This is a genomic window from Amycolatopsis sp. NPDC104587 (genome assembly GCF_055583645.1).
Genome location: NZ_JBVJNO010000011.1, coordinates 390,326 through 412,661 on the forward strand (window position 1 = coordinate 390,326; position 22,336 = coordinate 412,661).

Genomic DNA, 22,336 nt, shown 5'->3' on the forward strand with positions numbered 1-22,336 from the left:
GGACCCGCCCAAACCGGACTCGCGGCGGTGTCGCGGAGACCGGCCTGACACGATGTGCGCATGGAACCGCAGCAGGCCGGCGTGGCCGCTCTCGCCCGCGAAATCGAGGAGTTCATGGCCGCGGGCGGCTGGAACCAGCCCCCGCAGCTGTTCGCGCTGGTGCCGACGGCGGCGCTGCTGGACGAGCAGCCGGAGCTGGCCGGGCAGTTGGACCGCGCGAACCCGCTGACGCCGGTGGCGCAGGAAGCGCTGCCCGAAGGCGACCTCGCCGAGGCGCTGGGCCGGATCGCGTGGCCCGACCTGGTGATCGGGTGCGCGCTGGCCCAGGAGATCATCGTGCTCCCGCCGGGCGCGGAGTCGGAGCTGCCGGACGTCGCCGAGGCGGACGCGGACAGCCTGCGCCGCGCGGCCGCGGACCACCCGCGGCGGACCGAGGCCCGGCTGGTGGCCGCGGTGCTGCGCGACGGCGAAGGCGGCTGCGTGATGCGGCTGCGCGGGATCGGCACCGCCGAGGGCACCGACGAAACCGTGGACGAGCTCGTGGAAAGCCCCGACCTGGCCCCGAACCTGCTCGAGGCGTTGAAGGCCACGCTGCTGCCCTAGCAGGACGCCGTCGGCCGGCCCGCCTTCAGGTTGCCCAGCTGGGCGAGCGCGTCGTCCAGTGTGGACACCTTGATCAGGTTCAGCCCGTCGGGCGCGGTCGTCTTGGCCTCGGCGCAGTTGTGCTCGGGCACCAGGAAGTCGGTGGCGCCGGCCTCGCGCGCGCCGACCACCTTGAACGAGATCCCGCCGATCGGGCCGACCTCACCCGTTTCGCTGATCTCGCCGGTGCCGGCGATGTGGCGGCCGCCCGCGATGTCCTCGCCCTTGAGCCGGTCGATGATGGCCAGGGTGAACATCAGCCCGGCCGACGGGCCGCCGACGTCCTGTAGCGAGATGTTCACGGTGAAGGGCGCCTCGGCGCGGTCGGCCGCGGTGAGGCCGATGAAGCCTTCCTTGCGGTCCGGCCGCGAGGCGAGCGTGAGCGGGACGGTCCGCTCGGGCTGGCCCTCGGACTGGAAGGTGATCTGCACGGTCTGGCCGGGCAGGGTGCCGGCCAGCGCGGCCCGGACGTCCGCGGCTTCGACGATCTTCTTGCCGTTCACCGTGATCAGCTTGTCGCCGGGGGCGAGCACGTGGTCGGCCGGGCTGCCGGAGACGATCTGCTTCGCCAGCACCTTGATCGGGTAGCCGAGCTTGCGCAGGGCGGCGACCTGGGCGTTGGACTGCGAGTCCTGCAGCTGCTGGATGTTCTCCTGCTTGACCTGCTCGTTCGTCTCGCCCGGCTTGAAGTACTCCTCGCGCGGCGCGAGCGCGAAGCGGCCGCTGGCCCAGAAGCCGAGGCCCTGGAAGAGCGTGACGCCGTCGTGCAGCGAGACGGTCGTCATCCGCAGCTCGCCGGTGGTCGGGAAGGTCTGGTGACCGGCCACCTGGATGACCGGGCTGCCCGCGGCGTCGCGACCCAGCGTGTCGTAGGTCGGGCCCGGGCTGATCGCCACGAACGGCACCGGCACGACCGAGCCGAGCACCACGAAGATCAGGAACAGCGAGCCGCTGACCACGAGCGTCCAGCCGCGGCGGGTCATCCGCCGGGCCTCCCCGGCGGGCTCGGCGCCGGGTTCCGGGCTGCTCTTCGCGGGCGCGGTCTGCTCGGAGGACTTGGTCACGCCCGACAGCGTACGGTGACCGTGTTCGCTTCTCGGTGAAGGCCACGCACATGACGCGCTGGAGGCTTCCCGACCCGCGTACGGTGGACACATGAGCAAACCCCCGTTCGGCTTCGGACCTTCCGATCCCGACAAACGAGGTGAGAACGACCCCTCGGAAGGTGGGCAGCAGCCCGGCGCCGAGGCCTTCAACCAGCTCGGGCAGATGCTGAGCCAGCTGGGCCAGATGCTCAGCCAGGCCGGTACTTCCAGCGGGCCGGTGAACTACGACCTCGCCAAGCAGATCGCCCTCCAGACCCTGGGCAGCGCCGGCAACACCGGCGAGAGCCGTCTCGGCTTCTCCGGCGGAGACGACTCGAACGCCGCCGTCCGCGACGCCGCCCACCTGGCCGAGCTGTGGCTCGACGCGGCCACCCAGTTCCCGGCCGGCGCGACGTCGGCGGTGGCCTGGTCGCCGCGCACCTGGGTGGAGAAGACCCTGCCGACCTGGCAGCGGCTGTGCGACCCGGTCGCCCGCCAGATTTCCGGCGCGTGGATGGAGGCGCTGCCGGCGGAGGCCAAAGAGGCGGCCGGTCCGCTGCTCCAGATGATGGGGCAGATGGGCGGGATGGCCTTCGGCTCCCAGCTCGGCAACGCGCTGGCCCAGCTCGCGTCGGAGATGCTGACGGCGTCCGAGATCGGCCTGCCGCTGGCCCCGGCCGGGACGTCGGCGCTGCTGCCGGCGAACATCGAGAAGTTCGCCGAGGGCCTGGAGCTGCCGAGCAGCGAGATCCTGGTCTTCCTGGCCGCGCGCGAGGCCGCGCACCAGCGCCTCTTCACGCACGTGCCGTGGCTGCGGCAGCGCCTGCTGGCGACGGTCGAAGAGTTCGCGCACGGCATCTCGGTGGACACGTCGGCACTGGAGTCCCTGGCCGGCCGCATCGATCCGGCCAACCCGGCGAGCATCGAAGAGGCGATGTCGTCCGGGCTCCTGGAGCCCCAGACGACGGAGGAGCAGAAGGGCGCGCTGAACCGCCTGGAGACACTGCTCGCCCTGGTCGAGGGCTGGGTGGACGTGGTGGTGGCCGAGGCGGTCGGCGACCGTCTGCCTGGAGCCGACGCCCTGCGCGAAACCCTGCGCCGCCGCCGCGCGACGGGCGGCCCGGCCGAGCAGACGTTCGCAACGTTGGTGGGCCTGGAGCTGCGCCCCCGCCGCATGCGAGCGGCGTCATCGCTGTGGAAGCTGCTGAGCGATCGCCACGGGGTGGAGAAGCGCGACGGCCTCTGGTCCCACCCGGACCTGATGCCGACGGCCGAGGACCTCGACGAGCCGATCGACTTCGTCCAGCGAGTGGGCGAGACGGACTCGCTCGAAGGCCTGGACCCGATCGCCGAGCTGGAGCGCACTGAGCGTTCGGAGCGCGAAGAGCGGGAGAAGTCTTCGTCCACGGAGGAGACGCCTGAGGACGGCGACAGCAAGAGTTGAGTTCGTGGTGAGCCGGGCGTCTCGCGATCCGCGAGGCGCCCGGTTCTGTTTGCGCGGCTGCCGAGGTCCAGCCCACGGCGACCGACGGTCCTCAACCGGGCTGACCTCGCCTTGCGAGTTGCCGCCGCAGCCGGCGAGCTCACCGATCAGCATGACCCGGCCCCTGGCCCACCCGCCACAGCCGAGCGGCGAACTCACAAGCCAACCCGACCGGACTCCGCCGGCCCACCCGCCGCGACCGTGATCAGCACGCAGGGCATCCACCGCCCGGCCGGCAAGCATCACCGGCCCGCGCACCAACCCGCCCCGAACGCAGCCGGGGTGATCCGCACCCGGCGAACCACCCCGGCCCCGTCCGGAACCCCGATCAGTCGTCCTCGGAGATCCCCCACCCGGCAGCGGCCGACAGGCCCTCCAGGTAGCCGATCGCCCGTTCCGCCTTCGGGTACTTCCGCACCAGCGCCCAGAACGCCGCGTCGTGGCCGGGCTCGCGCAGGTGCGCCAGCTCGTGCACCAGGACGTAGTCCAGCACCCACGGCGGGACCTTCCGCAGCCGGTCGCTGACGCGGATGGTCGCGTCGACCGGCGTGCAGGACGCCCACCGCGTGCGCATCGGCGGCACCCAGCGGACGCTCGCCGGCGTCGCGGTGCCGCCCAGGTACTTGCCCGACAGCAGCGCGCAGCGCGCCAGCAGGGCTTCGTCCGACGTCTTCGGGGACGCCGGGCGTCGTGGTTCCGAGCGCTGGAGCTTGCGCTCCATCTCAGCGACCCAGTGTTTCTCCTCCGCCCTGGTCATCCGCGCGGGGATGAGCACGACGAGCGTGTCGTCGTTCCAATACGCGGTGACCGTCCGGTGCCGGCGCTGGCTGCGCCGCACTTCGACCTTGTGTCCGGGTGTGTCCGACAGGGGGCTCGTGTCCCCCCGGCCTCTCAGTGAGGGCATCCGTGCTTCGACCACTCGACAACGGTAAGGCCAACCACCGACAACTCCGAGTCCGCCGAGGTCACGGACCCGAGTTGTCCACAGGCGGTTCCACTTGTGGACAACTCGGCCGATCCGGCGTCTTCCGGGGCGGTCCGGCGTCCACCGGGTGCCATCCTGCGGACATGATCCTCTCCACCGCGGACATGCCACCGGTGCTCCTGCCGGCCCACCCCGCCCTGCTCCCAGGCCTCACCGTGCTCGAACGCGGCTCGCGCGAGATCCAGATCGGGCTCGACCCGCGCCACGGCGTGATCGTCGAAGGCCTCCCACCCGACCTCGTCGCGCACCTGCGCACGCTCGACGGCAGCAGGCCCGTCGAGCGGATCCTGCTCGCGGAGAGCGAACACCGCGAGCAGCTCCGGACGCTCCTGCGGCAGCTGACCGCGCTCGGCCTGGTCACCGACGCCGGCCGCCCCGACGGGCCGGGTTTCCGCGGCGAAACCGGCCTCTGGTCACTGCGCGCGCATCATCACCACACAGCGCTGTCGGACCGGCGGCGGGCCGCCGCCGTCACGGTGCACGGTGACGGCCGGATCGCGGTCGCGGCCGCCGTGCTGCTGGCGAACGCCGGGATCGGGCACGTCGAGCTGCAGCTGTCCGGCACGGTCACCGAGCACGACCTCGGCTCCGGCTTCACCGACGCGGACCTGGGCCGTCCCCGGCGCCAGGCCCTGGGCGACCTGCTCCGCCGCGTCGATCCGGACGTCCGCGTCACCCGCCTGCACGACCGGTACCCGGACCTGGCGCTGCTCACCGACGCCGTCGTGCCGGCGCCCGAAACCGTCGCCGAGCTGATGGAGGACGGCGTCCCGCACCTGATGGCGCGCGTCCGCGACGGCACGGGCATCGTCGGGCCGCTGGTGCTGCCGGGCCGCAGCTCGTGCCTGCGCTGCGCCGACCTGCACCGGACCGACCTCGACCCGTGCTGGCCCCGCGTCGCCGGCCAGCTCGCCGGGCGGCACCAGCGGCCCGACCTCGGCGCCGTCCACGCCTGCGCGTCGCTGGCCGTGGCCCAGGCCATGCGGCTGCTGTCACCGGCCGAACCGGCGCCACCGGCGTGGAACACCACCCTCGAAATCGACGCCTTCGACGGCCGCATCCGCCACCGCGGCTGGCCACCGCATCCACGCTGCGGGTGCGGTCCGCGGGCCGTACTCCAGGAGACGTAGGCCACTAAGACGTCGCAAGCAGGCTGCGCGGCTCCGGCGAGGCAAGGCAGAATCGCCGGTGTGACCGACTTCCGCGACCCAGCCGATCGTGACACCGCGATGCCGCGCAAGGGTGCCGCCCGTACCGCCAAGCTCGCCAGTCTCCCGCTCGGGATCGCCGGGCGGGCGGTCGGCGGGTGGGGCAAGCGGCTGGCGGGCCAGAGCGCGGAGCAGGTGAGCGCGACGCTCTCGGCGAAGGCCGCCGAGCAGCTGTTCGAGGTGCTCGGCACGCTCAAGGGCGGGGCGATGAAGTTCGGCCAGGCGCTGAGCGTCTTCGAGGCGGCGGTGCCTGACGACATGGCGAAGCCGTACCGGGAGGCGCTGACGAAGCTGCAGGCGGCCGCGCCGCCGATGTCGGCCCGGCAGACCCACCGGGTGCTCGCCGAGCAGCTGGGCCGCACCTGGGCCGGCCGGTTCACCTCGTTCGACGACGAGCCGGCGGCGGCCGCGAGCATCGGTCAGGTGCACCACGCGGTCTGGCACGACGGCCGCGAGGTCGCGGTCAAGGTGCAGTACCCGGGCGCCGACGAAGCGCTGCGCAGCGACCTGCGGCAGCTGCAGCGGTTCAGCCGGCTGTTCCAGGCGTTCGTGCCCGGCACCGAGGTCAAGCCGCTGCTGGCGGAGCTCGCCGAGCGGATGAACGAGGAGCTCGACTACCAGGCCGAGGCCCAGCACCAGCGGGCGTTCGCGAAGGCGTTCGACGGCGATCCCGGCATCCTGGTGCCGCGGGTGGTGGCCAGCGCGCCGAAGGTCGTCGTGACGGAGTGGGTGACCGGCACCCCGTTGTCGAAGGTGATCGCGGACGGCGACCGCGAGACCCGGAACCTGGCGGGCCGGCTGCTGACGGAGTTCCACTACTCCTCCCCCGAGCGCGTCCACCTGCTGCATTCGGATCCGCACCCGGGCAACTTCATGATCACGGCCGACGACAGGCTGTGCGTCATCGACTTCGGCGGCGTCGCGCGGCTGCCCGAAGGCATCCCCCGCCACCTGGGCGAGATGACCCGGCTGGCCCTCGACGGCGAGTCCGCCGACCTGATGCGCCTGCTGCGGGAGAACCGGTTCATCCGACCGGACAGCGACCTGACCGCGGACGAGGTGCTCGCGTACCTGGCGCCGTTCACCGAGCCGCTGGCCGAGCCGACGTTCCACTTCACGCGCAAGTGGATGCAGCGGCAGGCGGGGCGCGTCGGCGACAGCCGCGGCAACGACTTCCGGGTCGGCCGCTCGCTGAACCTGCCGCCCGAGTACCTGATGATCCACCGGGTGACGGCGGGGTCGACGGGCATCCTTTGCCAGCTCGACGCGGAGATCCCCGCCCGCGGCATCGTGGAGCGCTGGCAGCCCGGTTTCGCCGCCTGAGTTGTCCACAGGACGGCCCGCGAACGGTGTGATCCGGGCGAGTTGTCCACAGCTGCGGGGAACGGGGTTCCACCCGGTTGGCCGAGCCGTCATGCTCGAGGCATGACTGCTACTCAGTGCACCGATCCGCTGTCCCTCAGTAATCCCGGCAGCTGCGAGGTGATGAACCTCGAACAGTTACGCAGGGCCGGGGTGTCCGACCGAAGAACCCGGCGGCTCTGCGGCCCCGGCGGGCCGTGGCGCCGCCTGCACCCCGGTGTCGTCCTGCTGCGCAACGCGGCCCCGACGCGGTCGCAGCTGATGCACGCCGCGCTGGTGCGGTATGGGCCCCGGGTGGTGATCACGGGCGCCGACGCGCTGCGGGCCCACGGCGTGAAGTGCCCGGCGACCGACGAGATCCAGCTGCTGGTGCCGGACTACTGCCGGGTGACGGCGTGCGAAGGCGTCCGCGCGGCACGCACGGCCCGGATGCCGGCACCGGCGATGATCGACGGACTGCCGTTCGCCCCGCCGGCCCGCGCAACGCTCGACCTGGCCCGCACCGAACCCGACCCGGCGCGCATCCGGCACCTGCTGACGCTGCCGCTCTACTGGGGCCTGTGCGATCGGCAGGAGCTGCTGACGGAGCTGGACGCCGGACCCCAGCGCGGCACATCGGCGGTCCGGAAGGTGCTCCGCGAACTGGACGAAGGCCCGATCCAGGCCCACGGCCTGGCCACCCGAATCCTCGACACGGCGCACCTCTCACCCCCCAACTGGGACGTGACGATCTGCGACCGCCGAGGCCGCAGAATCGGCGAGGCCGACGCATGGTGGGACGAGCTGGGCTTGGCATGGCAGTACCGCTGCGGCCCAAGCCAACCAGGCGGCTTCACCCACCTAGCCCTGGCGGCAACGGGCATAGTCCTGGTCCGCTGCACGGTCCGCCAGCTACGCCAGGTCCCCAACGAGGTGGCCCAAGAGCTGGCCCTGGCGTTCGGCGACGCATCCCGCACACCCCGCCCCCGGGTCCGAGCGGTCCCGATGACCCCGATCGGAGACGCGGCATGACAGCCACCAACCCCAAGGGCCCGCCAGGCCTGAACAGAGACGCATGACCGACCACCGGCGGCCGGCCTGAGGCGACCCCCCTCAGGCCAGGCCGAGCCGGCGGGCCAGGTCCGGCCTGGCCCGGGGCGGCCCGTTCGGACAAGTGCTGCGCTTGGTCAAGGCGGAGCCGACCTGGGCCGGATGAGGTCGAGCCAGGTCAGGCCTCGGCACGCCGGGGCCGGCTTCGCAAGGTCCAGCCCACAACCCTCGGCAGATCGGCCAGGGCCGAGCATTGCCAAATCAGCAGGTCAAACCGGGGCTAACCCCGACCGCCACCCCTTCCCCCAGGAGCGCCGATTGATCACCAGTACTCGTCCGGCAGCTTGCCTTCGATGTCCCGCACGTGCTGCCGCGCGCAGGACGGGCACAACCACCGCACCCGACCCCGCTCGCGGCTCGACACCCAGGCGAGCGCCGCAACAGGGTCGTCGTCAGCACTCCGAGTGCCCCCGCAGCGGGAGCACACCACCGGCTCCGGCGCGCTCACCGTGACCATCCACAGTGGATCGCCTTGGCGCCGAACAGGTACAGGTCGTCGCGTTTGCCGAGGTAGGCCGGCCCGTCCGGATCGATCAACGCCGCGACGGTCTCGCGGTCGGAGGCGCCGAGCCACTCCCCGACCGACTCCGCGAGCCAGCCGACCCGGTGCACCGCGTACTCACGGAGGAGGTCCGAGCCCGGCATCGGGTGGTCGATGAGCGCGCCGAACGACTCGACCTCCGAGAGCCCCGCCTTGCGAAGCGCGTTCGGCCAGCCGTACGGCATGGCGACGCTGCCCGGGATGCCGGCCCGCATCCGGGTGAACCACTCGCCCCGTGCGGCGAGCAGCCGTTGCTCCAACCCGGGTCGTCCTACTCCAAGATCCCAAGGGAGGCACCGCATCTCGAGCCCACCTTCACCGATGGCCAGCACCCCGCCCGGCCGCAGCAACCCGGCCAACGTGCGCAGCGCGGCCTGCTGATCACCGACGTGGTGAACGACGCCCGACGCCCACACCAGGTCGGCGGCAGGCACCGCGCCGCCCAGTGACGGGTCGGCGAGGTCGCCGGCCTGGCTCACCACTTCGACCGTCTCGGAGGCGGCCTCGGAAACCGCCCGCCGCGCTTCGGCGAGCAGGTTCGGCGTTGCGTCGACGAGCACGATCGTGCCCCCGCCACGGCGGGCGAGCTCGCGCGCGAAAAGCACGCTCATCCCGCCGGCGCCGCACCCGACGTCGACCACCACCGGCCGCTCCGGCAGCCGGGCGGCCAAGCGCGCCGCGACGGGCGTCAGGGCTTCGGCGTCGAGGGTGTCGGCCATGCGGAGCTGGGCCAGGCGGTCCGCCCAGTCGATGTCGTCGTGGGTGTGTCCGGGCATCACCCCATTCAACACCAGCCGGCGGCGCACAACAGGCCAAGCACAAAGGCCCCTGCCGCCCCGAATCGGGGTGGCAGGGGCCCTGCGCTCAGCTCTGGTCCTGGTACCGCGCCGCCCGGCGGGTCGCCCATCGGGCTACTCGCGTCCAGCGGCGCTCGGCACGCGCGCTACCTCGGGCCCGCTGGGTGCGGACCCCTTCCTCCAGGTCCCGTATTCGAGCCCTGGACAGTTCTTCGTAAAGCAACATCTCGCTGATCTCCTCGATCTCGGTCTTCGTCAACTGCAGTTGCGGACGGCACATCCGCGCTTCGTAGTCCTGTGCGGTAACCGGTTCGACGCTCATGCGGCGGCGCTCCGGTGATCGCCGGCGGCCTTGGCCGGCTCGACGGCGGCGTTCTTGCGCGGACGGCCACGGGGCCGCTTGCGTGCGATGACCACACCGCGCTCGAAGATCTCGCCACCCCAGACGCCCCACGGCTCGCGCCGGGCCAGCGCGCCGGCCAGGCAGGCCTCGCGCACCGGGCAGTCGGCGCACTGCGCCTTGGCGCGCTCGAGCTCGGCCGGGGACTCCGCGAACCAGAGGTCCGCGTCGCCCGAACGGCAGGGCAGCGCCACGTCCGGTACCGCGACGGGGTCGAGCAGGTCGGCGAATATTGCCTCACCCGAGGTGTAGGCGACGGCCGAAGACATGGTGGTTCCTCCTTGTGTCGTACGGGTTTTCGGTTGGGAGATAGAGCTGGGCAACGCTGTTCCTCGTGGGTTGTGCAGCCAAAAACACGAAGGCCGCGGATCCGGGTTACCGGTTCCGCGGCCTTCGTGAGCCTCGTGTCCTGACTAGGTCAGGAACTTCGCTCCCGTATCGACAACGGAACACGGAACTGCTTGATGGTCGGCAGATCGGCCTGCGGGACGGCGTTGAGAACACCCTCGGTCCCGAAGACGACAGCACCAGTGGCACGACGCTCGACGCGCCGCATGCCACGGATCCCGTGCGCGCTCACGGACACACCGGTGCCCGGGCGCTGAGCAGCCGCAACTTCCGCGGCGCAGGACAGACGGGTGCCCGGGTTCGTGAGCGTCAGGTAGATGGTCATTTCACCGGCACCTCCTCGTCTGTACTCTGCACACGTGGCCGCGTTGCGCGGCGCATCTCGTGGATCCCCAGCCGAGCCGTTCCGGCTCGGTACTGGCAGGTTATTGCCCCCCACCACACCGGGGCAACTTAATTACGGGAAAATCCTCGAAGTTACGAAGATCGCCCCTGAGCAGCGGGTTCGCCGCGTGGATCATGGTCCCGACGCGGTCAAGGCCACATCAAGATCGTCCGGCGTCAGGACTCCGCCGACGCGCGGACGACGCCGAGGATCTCCGTGCCGAACCGCTCGAGCTTGGTCGCGCCGATCCCGGAGATCGACACCAGCGCCGCTTCGTCGACCGGGCGCTGCTCCGCGATGGCCATCAGCGTCGCGTCGGTGAACACGACGAACGCCGGCACCTTCAGCTCCCGCGCCCGGTCGCCGCGCCACGTCTTCAGCCGCTCGAGCAGGCCCTCATCCACTGTGGACGGGCATCGCCCGCACCGGCCCAGCTTGACGTCGATGGTCTCCAGCAGCGGGCCGCCGCAGACGCGGCAGCGCGTCTTGACCGGCATCGACGGCTTCTGCGTCCGCGCCGCCCGGGCGGCCGGGTGGTCCTCCGGGACCAGGCCGTAGAGGAACCGGCTGCGACGGCGGTTGCGCCGCGCGCCCGGCGTGCGGGCCAGCGCCCACGACAGCCACAGGTGCTCGCGAGCCCGGGTGACGCCCACGTAGAACAGCCGGCGCTCCTCTTCGATCGCCGCTTCGTCGTCGCCGGCGTGCAGGATCGGCATCGTCCCCTCGGCCAGGCCGACGAGGAACACCGCGTCCCACTCCAGGCCCTTCGCCGCGTGCAACGACGCGAGTGTCACGCCCTCGACGGTCGGCGGGTGCTGGGCCGACGCGCGCTGGTCGAGCTCGGTGTTGAAGCGCGGCAGGTCCGCGTCCGCGACCGTCGACGCGAGCTCTTCGGCGAGCTCGACGATCGCCAGGAGCGCGTCCCACCGCTCCTTGGCCGCGCCGCCGGCGGGCGGCGACTCGGTGAGGCCGACCCGGGCGAGCACCGAACGGACCGTCGTGACCAGGTCAGAGCTGACGTCGTCGCTCGCGGCCCGCAGCGCGGACATCGCCTGCCGGACCTCCGTCCGGTTGAAGAACCGCTCGCCGCCGCGGACCAGGTACGGGATGCCGGCCTCGGCCAGCGCCGACTCGTAGGCCTCGGACTGGGCGTTGACGCGGTAGAGCACCGCGATCTCGCTCGCCGCGACCCCGCCGTCGAGCAGCTCACGCACGCGCCGCGCGACAGCGCCGGCCTCGACCGCTTCGTCGTCGAACTCGGCGAAGCGCGGCTCCGGGCCGGGCGGCCGCTGGCCGATCAGCTTCAGCCGTGAGCCCGCCGGCCGGCCCCGCGCGGCGCCGATGACCCGGTTCGCCAGCGAGACGACCTCGGGGGTGGACCGGTAGTCGCGCTCGAGCCGGACGACGGTGGCCTCCGGGTAGCGCCGGGTGAACTCCAGCAGCGGCCGCGGCGACGCGCCGCCGAAGGAGTAGATGGTCTGGTTCGCGTCGCCGACGACGGTCAGGTCGTCACGGCCGCCGAGCCACGCGCCGAGCAGGCGCTGCTGCAGCGGCGTGACGTCCTGGTACTCGTCGACGACGAAGCAGCGGTAGCGGTCGCGGAACTCCTCGGCGACGACACCGTGTTCCTCGAGCACTGCCGTCGTGTGCAGGAGGAGGTCGTCGAAGTCGAGCACCTGCGCGGCGTTCTTCAGCTCTTCGTAGGTGCGGTAGACGTCGGCGATCTGCGCGGCCGGCGCCGGGATGTCCCGCTGGGCGCGCGCGGTGACGGCCGGGTAGTCGTCCGGGCTGATCAGCGACGCCTTCGCCCACTCGATCTCGCTCGCCAGGTCACGCAGCACCTCGAGCTCGGTGCCCAGCTTGTTCCGGTTCGCGGCCTGGCCGACGTAGCGCAGCTTGTTCTCCAGCAGGTCCCACGGCCGGTCGCCGACCACACGGGGCCAGAAGTACCGCAGCTGACGGCGGGCCGCGGCGTGGAACGTCAGAGCCTGCGCGGCCTCGACGCCGAGGCCGCGCAGCCGCGTCCGCATCTCGCCCGCGGCGCGCGTCGTGAACGTGACAGCAAGCACCTGACCAGCGGAAACGTGCCCGGACATGACCAGGTGGGCGATGCGGTGGGTGATCGTGCGGGTCTTGCCCGTGCCGGCGCCGGCGAGGACGCAGACCGGCCCCCGCGGGGCACTGGCGGCGGCGCGCTGCTCGGGGTCGAGACCATCGAGCAGACGGGTGCGGCTCTTCGGGGAAAGTACGCCAGTCACGTCCCGCATCCTCGCAGAGGGGGACGGGGAATCGGGGCAGGGGCACGCGGCCGTATCCTGGTCATATGGCGGGACAGCAGGACAAGGAAGCGGCCAAGCAGGCCAAGAAGGAGAAGCGCGCGGCGAGCAAGGCCCGCCGTGGCCAGCTCTTCGAAGCCTTCAAGATGCAGCGCAAGGAAGACCCCTGGCTCATCCCGTGGATGGCCGGCTCGGTCATCGTCGTCGCCGGTGTGGCGTTCGGGATCGGGTTCTTCTTCGACGCGCAGTGGGCACTGCTGCCGCTCGGGATCGTCCTCGGCGCGCTCCTCGCCATGATCATCTTCGGCCGGCGCGTCCAGAAGACCGTCTACTCGAAGGCCGACGGCCAGCCCGGCGCCGCGGCGTGGGCGCTGGAGAACCTGCGCGGCAAGTGGAAGGTGACCCCGACCGTCGCCGCGACGACGCAGCTCGACGCGGTGCACCGGGTGCTCGGCGGCCCGGGCGTGGTGCTGGTCGCCGAAGGCGCGCCGCACCGCGTCAAGACGCTGCTCGCCCAGGAGAAGAAGCGTGTCTCCCGCCTGATCGGCGACACCCCGATCTACGACGTGACGATCGGCCACGAAGAGGGCCAGATCCCGCTGAAGAAGCTCCAGGGCTTCCTGATGAAGCTGCCGCGCAACCTCAAGCCGGCCCAGGTCGACGCGCTCGAGGCGAAGCTGGCCGCGCTCGGCAACCGCGGCGCGGCGATGCCGAAGGGCCCGATGCCCGCCGGCGCGAAGATGCGCAACGTCCAGCGCACGATCCGCCGCCGCTGACGCTCGCACGGAAAAAGGCCCCGTCCGGGTGGACGGGGCCTTTCTCGTACGCGGGGACGCTCAGCGCAGCCGGACGACGACGGTGCCGGTCAGCCGGTCGAGCCAGCTGCGGCCGTCGGCGTTGCGGACCGCGGCCGGGATGATGACGAACGTCAGCACCGCCCGGACCAGCGCGCGCAGCGGGCCGACGAGCGCGGCGCCGTCGAGCCGGGCGACGCGGATGCCCACGGCACCCATGCCCGGGGTGAAGCCGAAGAAGCCGGCCGAGACGACGGAGATGACCGCCCACACCCCGCCGGACCACAGGTTGAAGTTCTGCATCGCGACCGGGTCCTGCAGGCTCGGGTGCAGGAAGATGGCCGTGACCAGGGCCGCGACCACGAGGTCGACGACCAGTCCGAGCAGCCGGGCCCCGCCGGACGCCGCCGAGCCGACGCCCGATTCGGGCAGACCGAACTTTTCGCCCGGCCAGCGCGGGGCCTCCTGGTCGGTACCCTGACCACCGTCACCGGTGCCGGGCAGCCATTCGCCGGTCCATCTCGCCACCCGTCCAGGGTATGCCGGTGGCGCGGACCACATCCCACCTGGTCGGATACCGGTCATCCGGCCACCCGTTAACACCGGCGAAACATACGGGTGACGGTCGGGCAACACCGCGCTTTTAGCGTGAGCCGAAGAGAGCACTGCCGCACGAGCCCGAACGAGAAGGAGTCACCGAGGGTGCCCACTACTCCAGACGACATCCAGCGCCTCATCGCCGACGAAAACGTCGAGGTCGTCGACGTCAGGTTCTGCGACCTTCCGGGCGTCATGCAGCACTTCACGGTCCCCGCGAAGGCCTTCACGGAAGAGGCCTACGAAGAGGGACTCGCGTTCGACGGCTCCTCGGTGCGCGGCTTCCAGTCGATCCACGAATCGGACATGCTGCTGCTCCCGGACCCCGAGACGGCGCGCATCGACCCGTTCCGCAAGGCGAAGACGCTCTCGCTGAACTTCTTCGTGCACGACCCGTTCACCCGTGAGGCGTACAGCCGTGACCCGCGCAACATCGCGCGCAAGGCTGAGCAGTACATCGCGGAGTACGGCGTCGCCGACAACGTGTTCTTCGGCCCCGAAGCCGAGTTCTACATCTTCGACTCGGTCCGCTTCGACTCCGCCGAGCACGCCTCGTTCCACGAGATCGACTCCGTCGAGGGCTGGTGGAACACCGGCGCCGACGAGGTCGGCGGCAACCAGGGCTACAAGACGAAGTTCAAGGGCGGCTACTTCCCCGTCCCGCCGGTCGACCACTTCGCCGACCTGCGCGACGAGATCGTCCGCAACCTGACGGGCTCCGGTTTCGAGATCGAGCGCGCGCACCACGAGGTGGGCACCGCCGGCCAGACCGAGATCAACTACAAGTTCAACACGCTGCTGCACGCGGCCGACGACCTGCAGCTGTTCAAGTACATCGTGAAGAACACGGTGTTCGCGGCGGGCAAGACGGCGACGTTCATGCCGAAGCCGCTGGCGGGCGACAACGGCTCGGGCATGCACTGCCACCAGTCGCTGTGGAAGGACGGCACGCCGCTGTTCCACGACGAGTCCGGCTACGCGGGCCTGTCCGACACGGCGCGCCACTACATCGGCGGCCTGCTCAAGCACGCCCCGAGCCTGCTGGCCTTCACGAACCCGACGGTGAACTCCTACCACCGCCTGGTCCCGGGCTTCGAGGCCCCGGTTTCGCTGGTGTACTCGCAGCGCAACCGCTCGGCGTGCGTCCGCATCCCGATCACGGGCAACAACCCGAAGGCCAAGCGCGCCGAGTTCCGCTGCCCGGACTCCTCGGGCAACCCGTACCTGGCGTTCTCGGCGATGATGATGGCCGGCCTCGACGGCATCAAGAACAAGATCGAGCCGGCCGACCCGATCGACAAGGACCTGTACGAGCTTCCCCCGGAAGAGGCGAAGAACGTCAAGCTGGTCCCGGGCGACCTGGGCACGGTGCTGGACACACTGGAAGCCGACCACGACTACCTGCTCGAGGGTGGCGTGTTCACGCCGGACGTGATCGACACGTGGATCTCGTACAAGCGAGAGAACGAGATCGACCCGCTGCGCCTGCGCCCGCACCCGTACGAGTTCGCCCTGTACTACGACGTGTGATCGCGTAACCCCGGACACGCCGGTGGCGAGGAGCGAAAAGCCCTCGCCACCGGCGTTTCGCTATTCCGACGTCGACAGCATCTTCAGGTCCGCGCCCGCGGCTTCGAAGACACCACGGGGATCCGCCACGAGTTTGCGGCGCTCCAGGTCCATCATCCCCAGCGTGCAGGTGATCTCCGCGGCGAGTGTGCCGTCCAGCTTGATGATGGTCGAGTCCATCTTGAACGTCTTGCCGCTGCCGAACTTGACGTCGCACGTCACGTCGACCTCGTCGCCCGCGCGCAGCTCGCGGCGGAACACCACGTGAGTCTCCAGCAGCACCGACGCCACGTTGCCCAGGCCCTTCAGCGCGCCCGCCGCTTCCAGCAGTTCCAGCCTCGAGACCTCGCCGTACGAGTGGTACACGGCGTGGTTGAGGTGGCCCAGGGTGTCCAGCTCGTAGTGCCGGACCTTGATCCGGGTCCGGAACGGCTCTCGTGCAGTCACCCGCCCACTGTAATCAGGCCTCGTAGAACAGGTGCTCCACCACCGTGTGCGCCCGCCTGGTGATGCGGCGGTACGTGTCGAGGAACTCGCCCGGGTCGTCTGCGGCGGACTGGCCGAGGACCCGGGCCACCGCGACCAGGTCACGGCCCGAGCCGGGCACCTCGTCGACGGCCTTGCCGCGCACCAGCATCCCCGCGTTGCGCACCCGCGTCGCCAGCAGCCACGCCTCCCGCAGCGACTCTGCCTCGGACTCCGTGGCCAGCCCCGCTTCCGGCAGGCACGCCAAAGCGTCGAGCGTCGACGTCGTCCGCAGGCCCGGCACCGAACACGCGTGCTGGAGCTGCAGCAGCTGCACCGTCCACTCGACGTCGGCGAGGCCGCCGCGGCCGAGCTTCGTGTGGCGGGTCGGGTCCGCGCCGCGGGGCATCCGCTCGGTTTCGACGCGGGCCTTGATGCGGCGGATCTCCCGCGCCTTGGTCGCGTCCAGACCGCCTTCGGGGTAGCGGATCGGGTTGACCATCGTGATGAACCGCTCGCCGAGCTCGTCGTCGCCCGCGATGAACCGGGCCCGCAGCAGCGCCTGCGCCTCCCACACCTCACCCCACCGCGCGTAGTAGGCGCGGTACGACTCGAGCGTCCGCACGAGCGGCCCGCTCCGGCCCTCCGGCCGCAGGTCGGCGTCGACGACCAGGGCCGGGTCCGAGCTCGGCGCGCCCAGCATCTTCCGGACGGTCTCCGCGACCGACGAAGCGAACTTCACCGCGTCGGCGTCCGAAACGCCTTCAGCGGGCTCGCACACGAAGAGCACGTCGGCGTCCGAGCCGTAACCCAGTTCGGCGCCGCCGAGCCGGCCCATCCCGATGACGGCGATGCGCGCCGGCGTGCGGCCCAGCTCCGCCTGCCGCTGGCGGAAGGCGGAGGCCAGCGCGCCCTGGAGCACGGCCACCCACACACTCGACAGCGCCGCGCACACGGCGGGGACGTCGAGCAGCCCGAGCAGATCCGCGCACGCGATCCGCAGCATCTCGTGCCGCCGCAGCGAACGCGCGGCCGTGACCGCGGCGTTCAACCCGGGCTGACGCCGGACAGCGGCCCGCAGCGACGTCGCCACGTCGGCGGGCGTGCGGCCCAGCAGCCGGGCCGGATCACCGAGCAGCTGCAACACTTCCGGCGCGCGGACCAGCAGGTCGGGGACCAGCCGGGACGTCCCGAGCAGCACCGCCAGGTTCTCGACGACCGTGCCTTCGTCGCGCAGCACCCGCAGGTACCACGGAGTGTCTTCGAGCGCCTCGGACACCTTCCGGTACGACAGCAGCCCGCCGTCGGGGTCGGGGGTGTCGGCGAGCAGGTCGAGCAGCACCGGCAGCAGCGCCTGCTGGATCGCCGCGCGCCGTGAGACGCCCGCGGTGAGGGCCTTGATGTGCTGCAACGCGCCGTCGGGGGCGGTGTACCCGAGCGCGGCCAGCCGGCTGGCGGCCTGTTTGGTCGTCAGGCGCAGCGCTTCGGTCGGCACGTTCGCGACGGACTGCAGCAGCGGCCGGTAGAAGATCTTCTCGTGCAGCCGCCGGATGCCCTTGGCGTGCTTGCGGAACTCGGCCAGCAGCGCGTCACCCTGGCTCTTGCCGCCGGCCGCCTTGACGCCGCTCGCCCGGGCGAGGATCCGCAGCTCGGCGGTCTCCGACGTCGCCGGGAACAGGTGGGTGCGGCGCAGCCGGCGCAGCTGCAGCCGGTGCTCGATCATCCGCAGGAACTCGTACGACGCCCCGAGCTCGGCGGCGTCCTGACGGCCGACGTAACCACCCTCGCCGAGCGCCGCGAGCGCGTCCATCGTGGACGGTGACCGCAGCTTGTCGTCGACCCGGCCGTGGACGAGCTGCAGCAGCTGCACCGCGAACTCGACGTCACGCAGGCCGCCGCGGCCGAGCTTGAGCTCGCGCTCGGCGTGCTCGGACGGCACGTGCCCCTCGACCCGGCGGCGCATCTGCTGCACCTCGTCGACGAAGTTGTCCCGGTCGGCCGCCGACCACACCAGCGGCGCGACCATCTCGGCGTACTGCCGGCCCAGCTCGGCGTCACCGGCGACCGGACGCGCCTTGAGCAGCGCCTGGAACTCCCACGTCTTGGCCCACTTCCGGTAGTAACCCTCGTGGCTTTCCAGCGTGCGGACCAGCGCGCCTGCCTTGCCCTCCGGGCGCAGCGCCGCGTCGACGTCGAAACACGCCTTGCCGGTCACCCGCATCATCGTGCTCGCGAGCCGCGTGGCGACCCCGAGTTCTTCGGCGCCGACGAAGATCACGTCGACGTCGCTGACGTAGTTGAGCTCCCGGCCACCGCACTTGCCCATGGCGATGATCGAGAGGGTGCCCTCGGCGGACGCGCCGACCTCGGCTTCGGCGACGACGAGCCCGGCGGCGAGCGCGGCCTCGGCCAGCTCGGTCAGCTGCGCCGCGACCTCGGCGTAGTGCGGGTGCTCCAGGCCGGCCTCGACGAGGTGTCCCAGGTCCGCGGCGGCGATGCCGAGCAACTGGCCGCGGTAGGCGATCTTGAGCGCCTGCTCGGCTTCGAGCCCGGTGAGCACCGAACCGTCGTCCCCCACGAGGGAACTGCTCAGGTTTTCCCGGTAGCAGGCGGCGTCGGTGCACTTGTCGCCGGTGAGCGACCGCCACTGTGCGGGGTTCGCGGCGACGAAGTCGGCCAGCGCGCTCGACGTCCCCAACACGCCGAGGAAGCGCCCTCGAAAGGTCCGGTTTTCGCGCAGTTGTGCTTCGAGCGCCGTCCACTCGGAGTCGTCGGCTTCGCGGATCCGGTCGAGCCCGCGCAGTGCGAGATCCGGGTCGGCGGCGCGGGACAACGCCGTCAGGACATCGGTGGCGGCGGCGACCGGACCCGCGTCGTCCCACCAGCCGGCCGCGCGCAGCTGACCCTCGGCACGGGAATCGGTGAAGCCGTACCTCGCCGCCGAAGCGGTCGTTCGCGCGCGGTCTGCCATCCCGAACAACTTAACCCGGCGGGCTCCGGTCAGGCGGCGAGCCGGCCCGGTTCGCTGTCGGCGGGCGTCGGCTCGGGCACCTGGAAGCTGTGTGCGGTGACGGGGTGGCGCCGCGAGAGGAGGTAGATGCCGAGGCCGACCCCGATGCCGACCACGCCGACGGTGACGGTGCCCGCGGTGCCGAGCGAGGCGATCTTGCCGGAGACGGCGCCGACGATCGCGGCCGCGGGCAGCGTGAACAGCCACGCGACGACCATCCGGCCCGCCATCCGCCAGCGGACCGGCGCCTCCCGCCGTCCGACACCGGAGCCGACGATCCCGCCGGAGCAGACGTGCGTCGTCGACAGCGGGAAGCCCAGGCGCGACGAGACCAGGATGACCAGCGCCGAGCTCGTCTGGGCGGCGAAGCCCTGCGGGCCTTCGATGTCGGTCAGGCCCTTGCCGAGGGTGTGCGTGATGCGCCAGCCGCCGAGGTAGGTGCCCGCGGCGAGGGCGCAGGCGGCGCTGATGATCACCCAGACGGGCGGGGCGGCGCCCGGCGGAAGGCTACCGGCGGTGACCAACGTGAGCGTGATCACGCCCATCGTCTTCTGCGCGTCGTTCGTGCCGTGGGCCAGTGAGACCAGGGACGCCGAGACGATCTGTCCGACCTTGAACCCGCGCGTGGCCGGACGTTCGCGGACGAGGAAGCGGTAGACCAGGTACGTCGCGACCATCGCGACGAGCCCGGCGATGACCGGGGACGCGGCCGCCGGCACCAGCACCTTCTCGACGATCTTTCCGAAGTGGACCGAGTCGGCGCCTGCCGACACCCAGGTGGCGCCGATCAGGCCGCCGAACAGCGCGTGCGACGAGCTCGACGGCAGCCCGATGAACCACGTCACGAGGTTCCAGACGATCGCGCCGATCAGCCCGCCGAAGACGATCGACGGGCCGATCTTCGTGTCGTCCACCAGGCCGCTGGAGATCGTCTTGGCGACCTCCACCGACAGGAACGCGCCGATCAGGTTCAAGATCGCGGAGATCGCGACGGCCACCCGGGGCTTGAGGGCCCCGGTCGCGATCGATGTCGCCATCGAGTTCGCGGTGTCGTGGAACCCGTTCGTGAAGTCGAACACCAGGGCGGTGACGACGACGAGCACGACCAGCAACGAGGGATCCACCCCGACCTCCGAACACCCTTGTGGGGGACTTCTCCCGCAAGGTACCTGAAGATCGATCCTTGTCGTTAAGAGCCCGTAGCTGTTTGTGACATCCGGCGTTAAGCCAGCGGTAACGTCCGTTGACCGTCGGCAGCGGGTGTGAGCTCACCGGCGGCCAACCGGACGAACCGCTGCGCGAACGGACGCCAGATTTCCTCGATGTCGGCGTGCACGGTGACCAGCGCGTCGTGCTCGAGTGAGCCCGGACGGGCGAATTCCGCCATCTCGGGCTCGTCGGCCGCCCAGCTCGCGACGACGGCGGGCGTCGTCTCGATGTGGAACTGGACACCGTAGACACAACGGCTGGTCCGGAAGGCCTGGTTCGGGTAGCGCGGCGCGGACGCGAGCAGCTCGGCGCCGGGCGGGAGCCGGGTGATCACGTCCTTGTGGAACTGGAGGACGTCCTGCATGAGCGGCAGGTCGGCGAAGAGCGGATCGGTCCAGGCGGCGTCCTTCTTCGAGACGAGCTGAGGGCCGGCCTCGGGCCCGTCCTGGCCCACCTCGACGCGGCCGCCGGTCGCGACGGCCAGCAGCTGCGCGCCGAGGCAGACCCCGAGGGTGGGGAGCCGCTTCGCCGCGGCCTTCGACAGCAGCCGCCGGACGTCGGCGAGCCACGGGTGTTTCGCGTCGTCCTCCGCCGACATGCCGCCGCCGAGGCAGACGACGCCGTGGTAGCCGTCGAGGTCCGCGGGCAGGCCGGCGCCGGGGAGCAGCCGGACGTCGAGCTCCGCGCCGGCGTCGGTCAGCCAGTCGCCGAGGGTGCCGAGCGGGTCCGAGGCGTCCGGCTGGATGATGAGCAGTCGTGTCACGTCTTCCAGGGTAGGTGCGTCAGCAGGCGCAGCGGATTCCGGCTGGTCCGCTTGCTGTTTCCCTTGCTGTTTCGCTTTCCGTCTCGCCTTCGACCGGGTAGCCGGCCGCGGCCCAGCTCGTGATGCCGCCGGAAAGCCGTTTCACGCGGAAGCCGAGCCCGGCGAGCTTGAGCGCGCCCTTGGTGGCGGCGTTGCAGTTGGCGCTCTCGCAGTAGCAGACGTAGACGAGGTTCCGGTCGAGGTGAGCAGTGCTCTCGGCCGTCATGTCGCGGTACGGGAGGTTGATCGCACCGGGGATGCGGGCGAGCTGGAAGGCTTCGGGCGCGCGCGTCTCGACTACGACGTAACCGTCTGTGAGGCCGGCTTCGAGGTCCCGGACGAGATCGTCGGGATCGACCTCGAAGGCGAGTTCGGCGCCGAAGTACTCCAGGGCGGCGTCCGGCATCGGGGCGGGGACGGTGAGGATGCGGGTCATGAGGTAAATCCTGCTAGCGGCGGGCCCGGGGACACAGGGCACAATCGGCGTGAAGGCCCGGCCCGGCCGGGGGTTTCCCGGTGTTGACCCTGCTCACCTTGGAGAACCGCGGTGGACGCTCTCGACGACGTCGACTGGCACCTGCTGGAGCTCCTCCAGGCCGACGGCCGCCTGAGCTTCACCGAGCTCGGCCGCCGGGTGTCGCTGTCCGGCTCGGCGGTGACGGAGCGCGTCCGCCGCCTCGAGGAGCGCGGCGTGATCACCGGTTACGCGGCGAGCGTCGACACGACGAAGCTGGGGCTGCCGATCGAGGCGCTGGTACGGGCCCGGGTGCGGAGCCTGGACACCCCGAGGTTCAGGACGGCAGTGCTCCCGCTCCCCCAGGTCGTCGCGGCGGACCACGTCACCGGGGACGAGTGCTGGATCCTACGGGTGCTGTGCCGCGATACGGCGGAGCTGGAGGGGTTGGTCGAGAAGGTGCAGCGGTACGGGGAGACGACAACGTCGTTGGTGTTGTCATCGCCGTTGCGTCGGCGGCCGCCGGCTCGGCCGGGGTCGGTTTGAGGCTTCAGGCGTGATCCGAGGGGCATCGGGTGTGTCTGGAGGGGCATCACGCGTGATTGGGCGGGTATCGGGCTGGGCCGCGGGTCGGTGCGGGCGTGATCCGAGCCGTCACTCGCGTGATCAGGGACGGAACTCGCGTGACTGGAGCCGGAACTCGTGTGATTGACCGCGGACCTAGAAAGGCCGACACGCGTACCCGGACGGCCGACTCCCATACCTGAGCGGACGACACGGGTTTTGGGCATGCAGAAAGGCCCCGGGAGAACCATCACTGGTCCTCAACCGGGGC

The 22,336-nt window shown here is 71.3% G+C and carries 22 protein-coding genes; 8 read left to right on the forward strand and 14 right to left on the reverse strand.

What is annotated here, in order from left to right; translation table 11 throughout:
- The first annotated feature begins 60 nt into the window (after positions 1 to 60).
- On the forward strand, positions 61 to 603 hold the full coding sequence (locus tag ACZ61C_RS32805) for a PPA1309 family protein (protein WP_465311731.1): 543 nt from the start codon (positions 61 to 63) through the stop codon (positions 601 to 603).
- Here ACZ61C_RS32805 and ACZ61C_RS32810 read toward each other — a convergent pair.
- Complete coding sequence (locus tag ACZ61C_RS32810; protein WP_465311762.1) at positions 600 to 1,625, reverse strand: YlbL family protein; 1,026 nt, start codon at positions 1,623 to 1,625, stop codon at positions 600 to 602. The two genes, ACZ61C_RS32805 and ACZ61C_RS32810, sit on opposite strands and share 4 nt — an antisense overlap.
- Before the next feature lie 172 nt (positions 1,626 to 1,797).
- Here ACZ61C_RS32810 and ACZ61C_RS32815 point away from each other — a divergent pair, with 172 nt between their 5' ends.
- Positions 1,798 to 3,171, forward strand: coding sequence for a zinc-dependent metalloprotease (locus ACZ61C_RS32815; protein ID WP_465311732.1), 1,374 nt, complete (start codon positions 1,798 to 1,800; stop codon positions 3,169 to 3,171).
- Positions 3,172 to 3,538: 367 nt separating this feature from the next.
- On the opposite strand, the gene ACZ61C_RS32820 is transcribed toward ACZ61C_RS32815, so the two are convergent.
- Entirely contained in the window at positions 3,539 to 4,048 is a 510-nt protein-coding gene (locus ACZ61C_RS32820; RefSeq protein ID WP_465311733.1) for a M48 metallopeptidase family protein, read from the reverse strand.
- Between the two features lie 230 nt (positions 4,049 to 4,278).
- Here ACZ61C_RS32820 and ACZ61C_RS32825 point away from each other — a divergent pair, with 230 nt between their 5' ends.
- The 3 genes from ACZ61C_RS32825 to ACZ61C_RS32835 all read left to right on the forward strand — a co-directional run bounded on the left by ACZ61C_RS32825 (position 4,279) and on the right by ACZ61C_RS32835 (position 7,776).
- Positions 4,279 to 5,325, forward strand: coding sequence for a ThiF family adenylyltransferase (locus tag ACZ61C_RS32825; protein WP_465311734.1), 1,047 nt, complete (start codon positions 4,279 to 4,281; stop codon positions 5,323 to 5,325).
- A gap of 60 nt (positions 5,326 to 5,385) precedes the next feature.
- Positions 5,386 to 6,726 (forward strand): ABC1 kinase family protein, encoded by a 1,341-nt coding sequence (locus ACZ61C_RS32830; RefSeq protein ID WP_465311735.1) that lies wholly within the window; start codon positions 5,386 to 5,388, stop codon positions 6,724 to 6,726.
- A 162-nt stretch (positions 6,727 to 6,888) separates the two neighbouring features.
- Positions 6,889 to 7,776 (forward strand): hypothetical protein, encoded by an 888-nt coding sequence (locus ACZ61C_RS32835; protein ID WP_465311736.1) that lies wholly within the window; start codon positions 6,889 to 6,891, stop codon positions 7,774 to 7,776.
- Between the two features lie 340 nt (positions 7,777 to 8,116).
- Here the strand turns inward: ACZ61C_RS32835 and ACZ61C_RS32840 are convergent, their stop codons facing one another.
- The 6 genes from ACZ61C_RS32840 to ACZ61C_RS32865 all read right to left on the reverse strand — a co-directional run bounded on the left by ACZ61C_RS32840 (position 8,117) and on the right by ACZ61C_RS32865 (position 12,583).
- Positions 8,117 to 8,302, reverse strand: coding sequence for a hypothetical protein (locus ACZ61C_RS32840; RefSeq protein WP_465311763.1), 186 nt, complete (start codon positions 8,300 to 8,302; stop codon positions 8,117 to 8,119).
- On the reverse strand, positions 8,299 to 9,171 hold the full coding sequence (locus tag ACZ61C_RS32845) for a class I SAM-dependent methyltransferase (RefSeq protein WP_465311737.1): 873 nt from the start codon (positions 9,169 to 9,171) through the stop codon (positions 8,299 to 8,301). Before ACZ61C_RS32845 ends, ACZ61C_RS32840 begins: the two co-directional genes overlap by 4 nt.
- Before the next feature lie 88 nt (positions 9,172 to 9,259).
- Positions 9,260 to 9,514 (reverse strand): hypothetical protein, encoded by a 255-nt coding sequence (locus ACZ61C_RS32850; protein WP_465311738.1) that lies wholly within the window; start codon positions 9,512 to 9,514, stop codon positions 9,260 to 9,262.
- Complete coding sequence (locus tag ACZ61C_RS32855) at positions 9,511 to 9,861, reverse strand: WhiB family transcriptional regulator (protein ID WP_465311739.1); 351 nt, start codon at positions 9,859 to 9,861, stop codon at positions 9,511 to 9,513. Before ACZ61C_RS32855 ends, ACZ61C_RS32850 begins: the two co-directional genes overlap by 4 nt.
- Before the next feature lie 149 nt (positions 9,862 to 10,010).
- On the reverse strand, positions 10,011 to 10,265 hold the full coding sequence (locus ACZ61C_RS32860; RefSeq protein WP_465311740.1) for a hypothetical protein: 255 nt from the start codon (positions 10,263 to 10,265) through the stop codon (positions 10,011 to 10,013).
- Positions 10,266 to 10,501: 236 nt separating this feature from the next.
- The gene (locus ACZ61C_RS32865; RefSeq protein ID WP_465311741.1) at positions 10,502 to 12,583 is read right to left on the reverse strand and encodes an ATP-dependent DNA helicase UvrD2; all 2,082 of its coding nucleotides are present in this window, start codon (positions 12,581 to 12,583) and stop codon (positions 10,502 to 10,504) included.
- A gap of 65 nt (positions 12,584 to 12,648) precedes the next feature.
- On the opposite strand from ACZ61C_RS32865, the gene ACZ61C_RS32870 reads away from it, so the two are divergent.
- On the forward strand, positions 12,649 to 13,377 hold the full coding sequence (locus tag ACZ61C_RS32870; RefSeq protein WP_465311742.1) for a DUF4191 domain-containing protein: 729 nt from the start codon (positions 12,649 to 12,651) through the stop codon (positions 13,375 to 13,377).
- 60 nt (positions 13,378 to 13,437) lie between these two features.
- Here the strand turns inward: ACZ61C_RS32870 and ACZ61C_RS32875 are convergent, their stop codons facing one another.
- Positions 13,438 to 13,827, reverse strand: a complete 390-nt coding sequence (locus ACZ61C_RS32875; RefSeq protein WP_465311764.1) for an RDD family protein — start codon at positions 13,825 to 13,827, stop codon at positions 13,438 to 13,440.
- Positions 13,828 to 14,097: 270 nt separating this feature from the next.
- Here ACZ61C_RS32875 and glnA point away from each other — a divergent pair, with 270 nt between their 5' ends.
- Positions 14,098 to 15,522, forward strand: a complete 1,425-nt coding sequence (gene glnA, locus ACZ61C_RS32880; protein WP_465311743.1) for a type I glutamate--ammonia ligase — start codon at positions 14,098 to 14,100, stop codon at positions 15,520 to 15,522.
- Between the two features lie 60 nt (positions 15,523 to 15,582).
- On the opposite strand, the gene ACZ61C_RS32885 is transcribed toward glnA, so the two are convergent.
- The 5 genes from ACZ61C_RS32885 to ACZ61C_RS32905 all read right to left on the reverse strand — a co-directional run bounded on the left by ACZ61C_RS32885 (position 15,583) and on the right by ACZ61C_RS32905 (position 21,483).
- Positions 15,583 to 16,008: an acyl-CoA thioesterase gene (locus ACZ61C_RS32885; protein ID WP_465311744.1), complete on the reverse strand. Its 426-nt coding sequence runs from the start codon at positions 16,006 to 16,008 to the stop codon at positions 15,583 to 15,585.
- A 13-nt stretch (positions 16,009 to 16,021) separates the two neighbouring features.
- Positions 16,022 to 18,997 carry a bifunctional [glutamine synthetase] adenylyltransferase/[glutamine synthetase]-adenylyl-L-tyrosine phosphorylase gene (locus tag ACZ61C_RS32890; RefSeq protein ID WP_465311745.1) on the reverse strand — a complete coding sequence of 992 codons (2,976 nt, stop codon included), beginning with the start codon at positions 18,995 to 18,997 and terminating at the stop codon, positions 16,022 to 16,024.
- Positions 18,998 to 19,026: 29 nt separating this feature from the next.
- Positions 19,027 to 20,160, reverse strand: coding sequence for an inorganic phosphate transporter (locus tag ACZ61C_RS32895; protein ID WP_465311746.1), 1,134 nt, complete (start codon positions 20,158 to 20,160; stop codon positions 19,027 to 19,029).
- 98 nt (positions 20,161 to 20,258) lie between these two features.
- On the reverse strand, positions 20,259 to 21,008 hold the full coding sequence (locus ACZ61C_RS32900; protein WP_465311747.1) for a type 1 glutamine amidotransferase: 750 nt from the start codon (positions 21,006 to 21,008) through the stop codon (positions 20,259 to 20,261).
- A 19-nt stretch (positions 21,009 to 21,027) separates the two neighbouring features.
- Complete coding sequence (locus ACZ61C_RS32905; RefSeq protein WP_465311748.1) at positions 21,028 to 21,483, reverse strand: rhodanese-like domain-containing protein; 456 nt, start codon at positions 21,481 to 21,483, stop codon at positions 21,028 to 21,030.
- 111 nt (positions 21,484 to 21,594) lie between these two features.
- Here ACZ61C_RS32905 and ACZ61C_RS32910 point away from each other — a divergent pair, with 111 nt between their 5' ends.
- Positions 21,595 to 22,047, forward strand: coding sequence for an Lrp/AsnC family transcriptional regulator (locus ACZ61C_RS32910; protein WP_465311749.1), 453 nt, complete (start codon positions 21,595 to 21,597; stop codon positions 22,045 to 22,047).
- Positions 22,048 to 22,336: the final 289 nt, after the last annotated feature.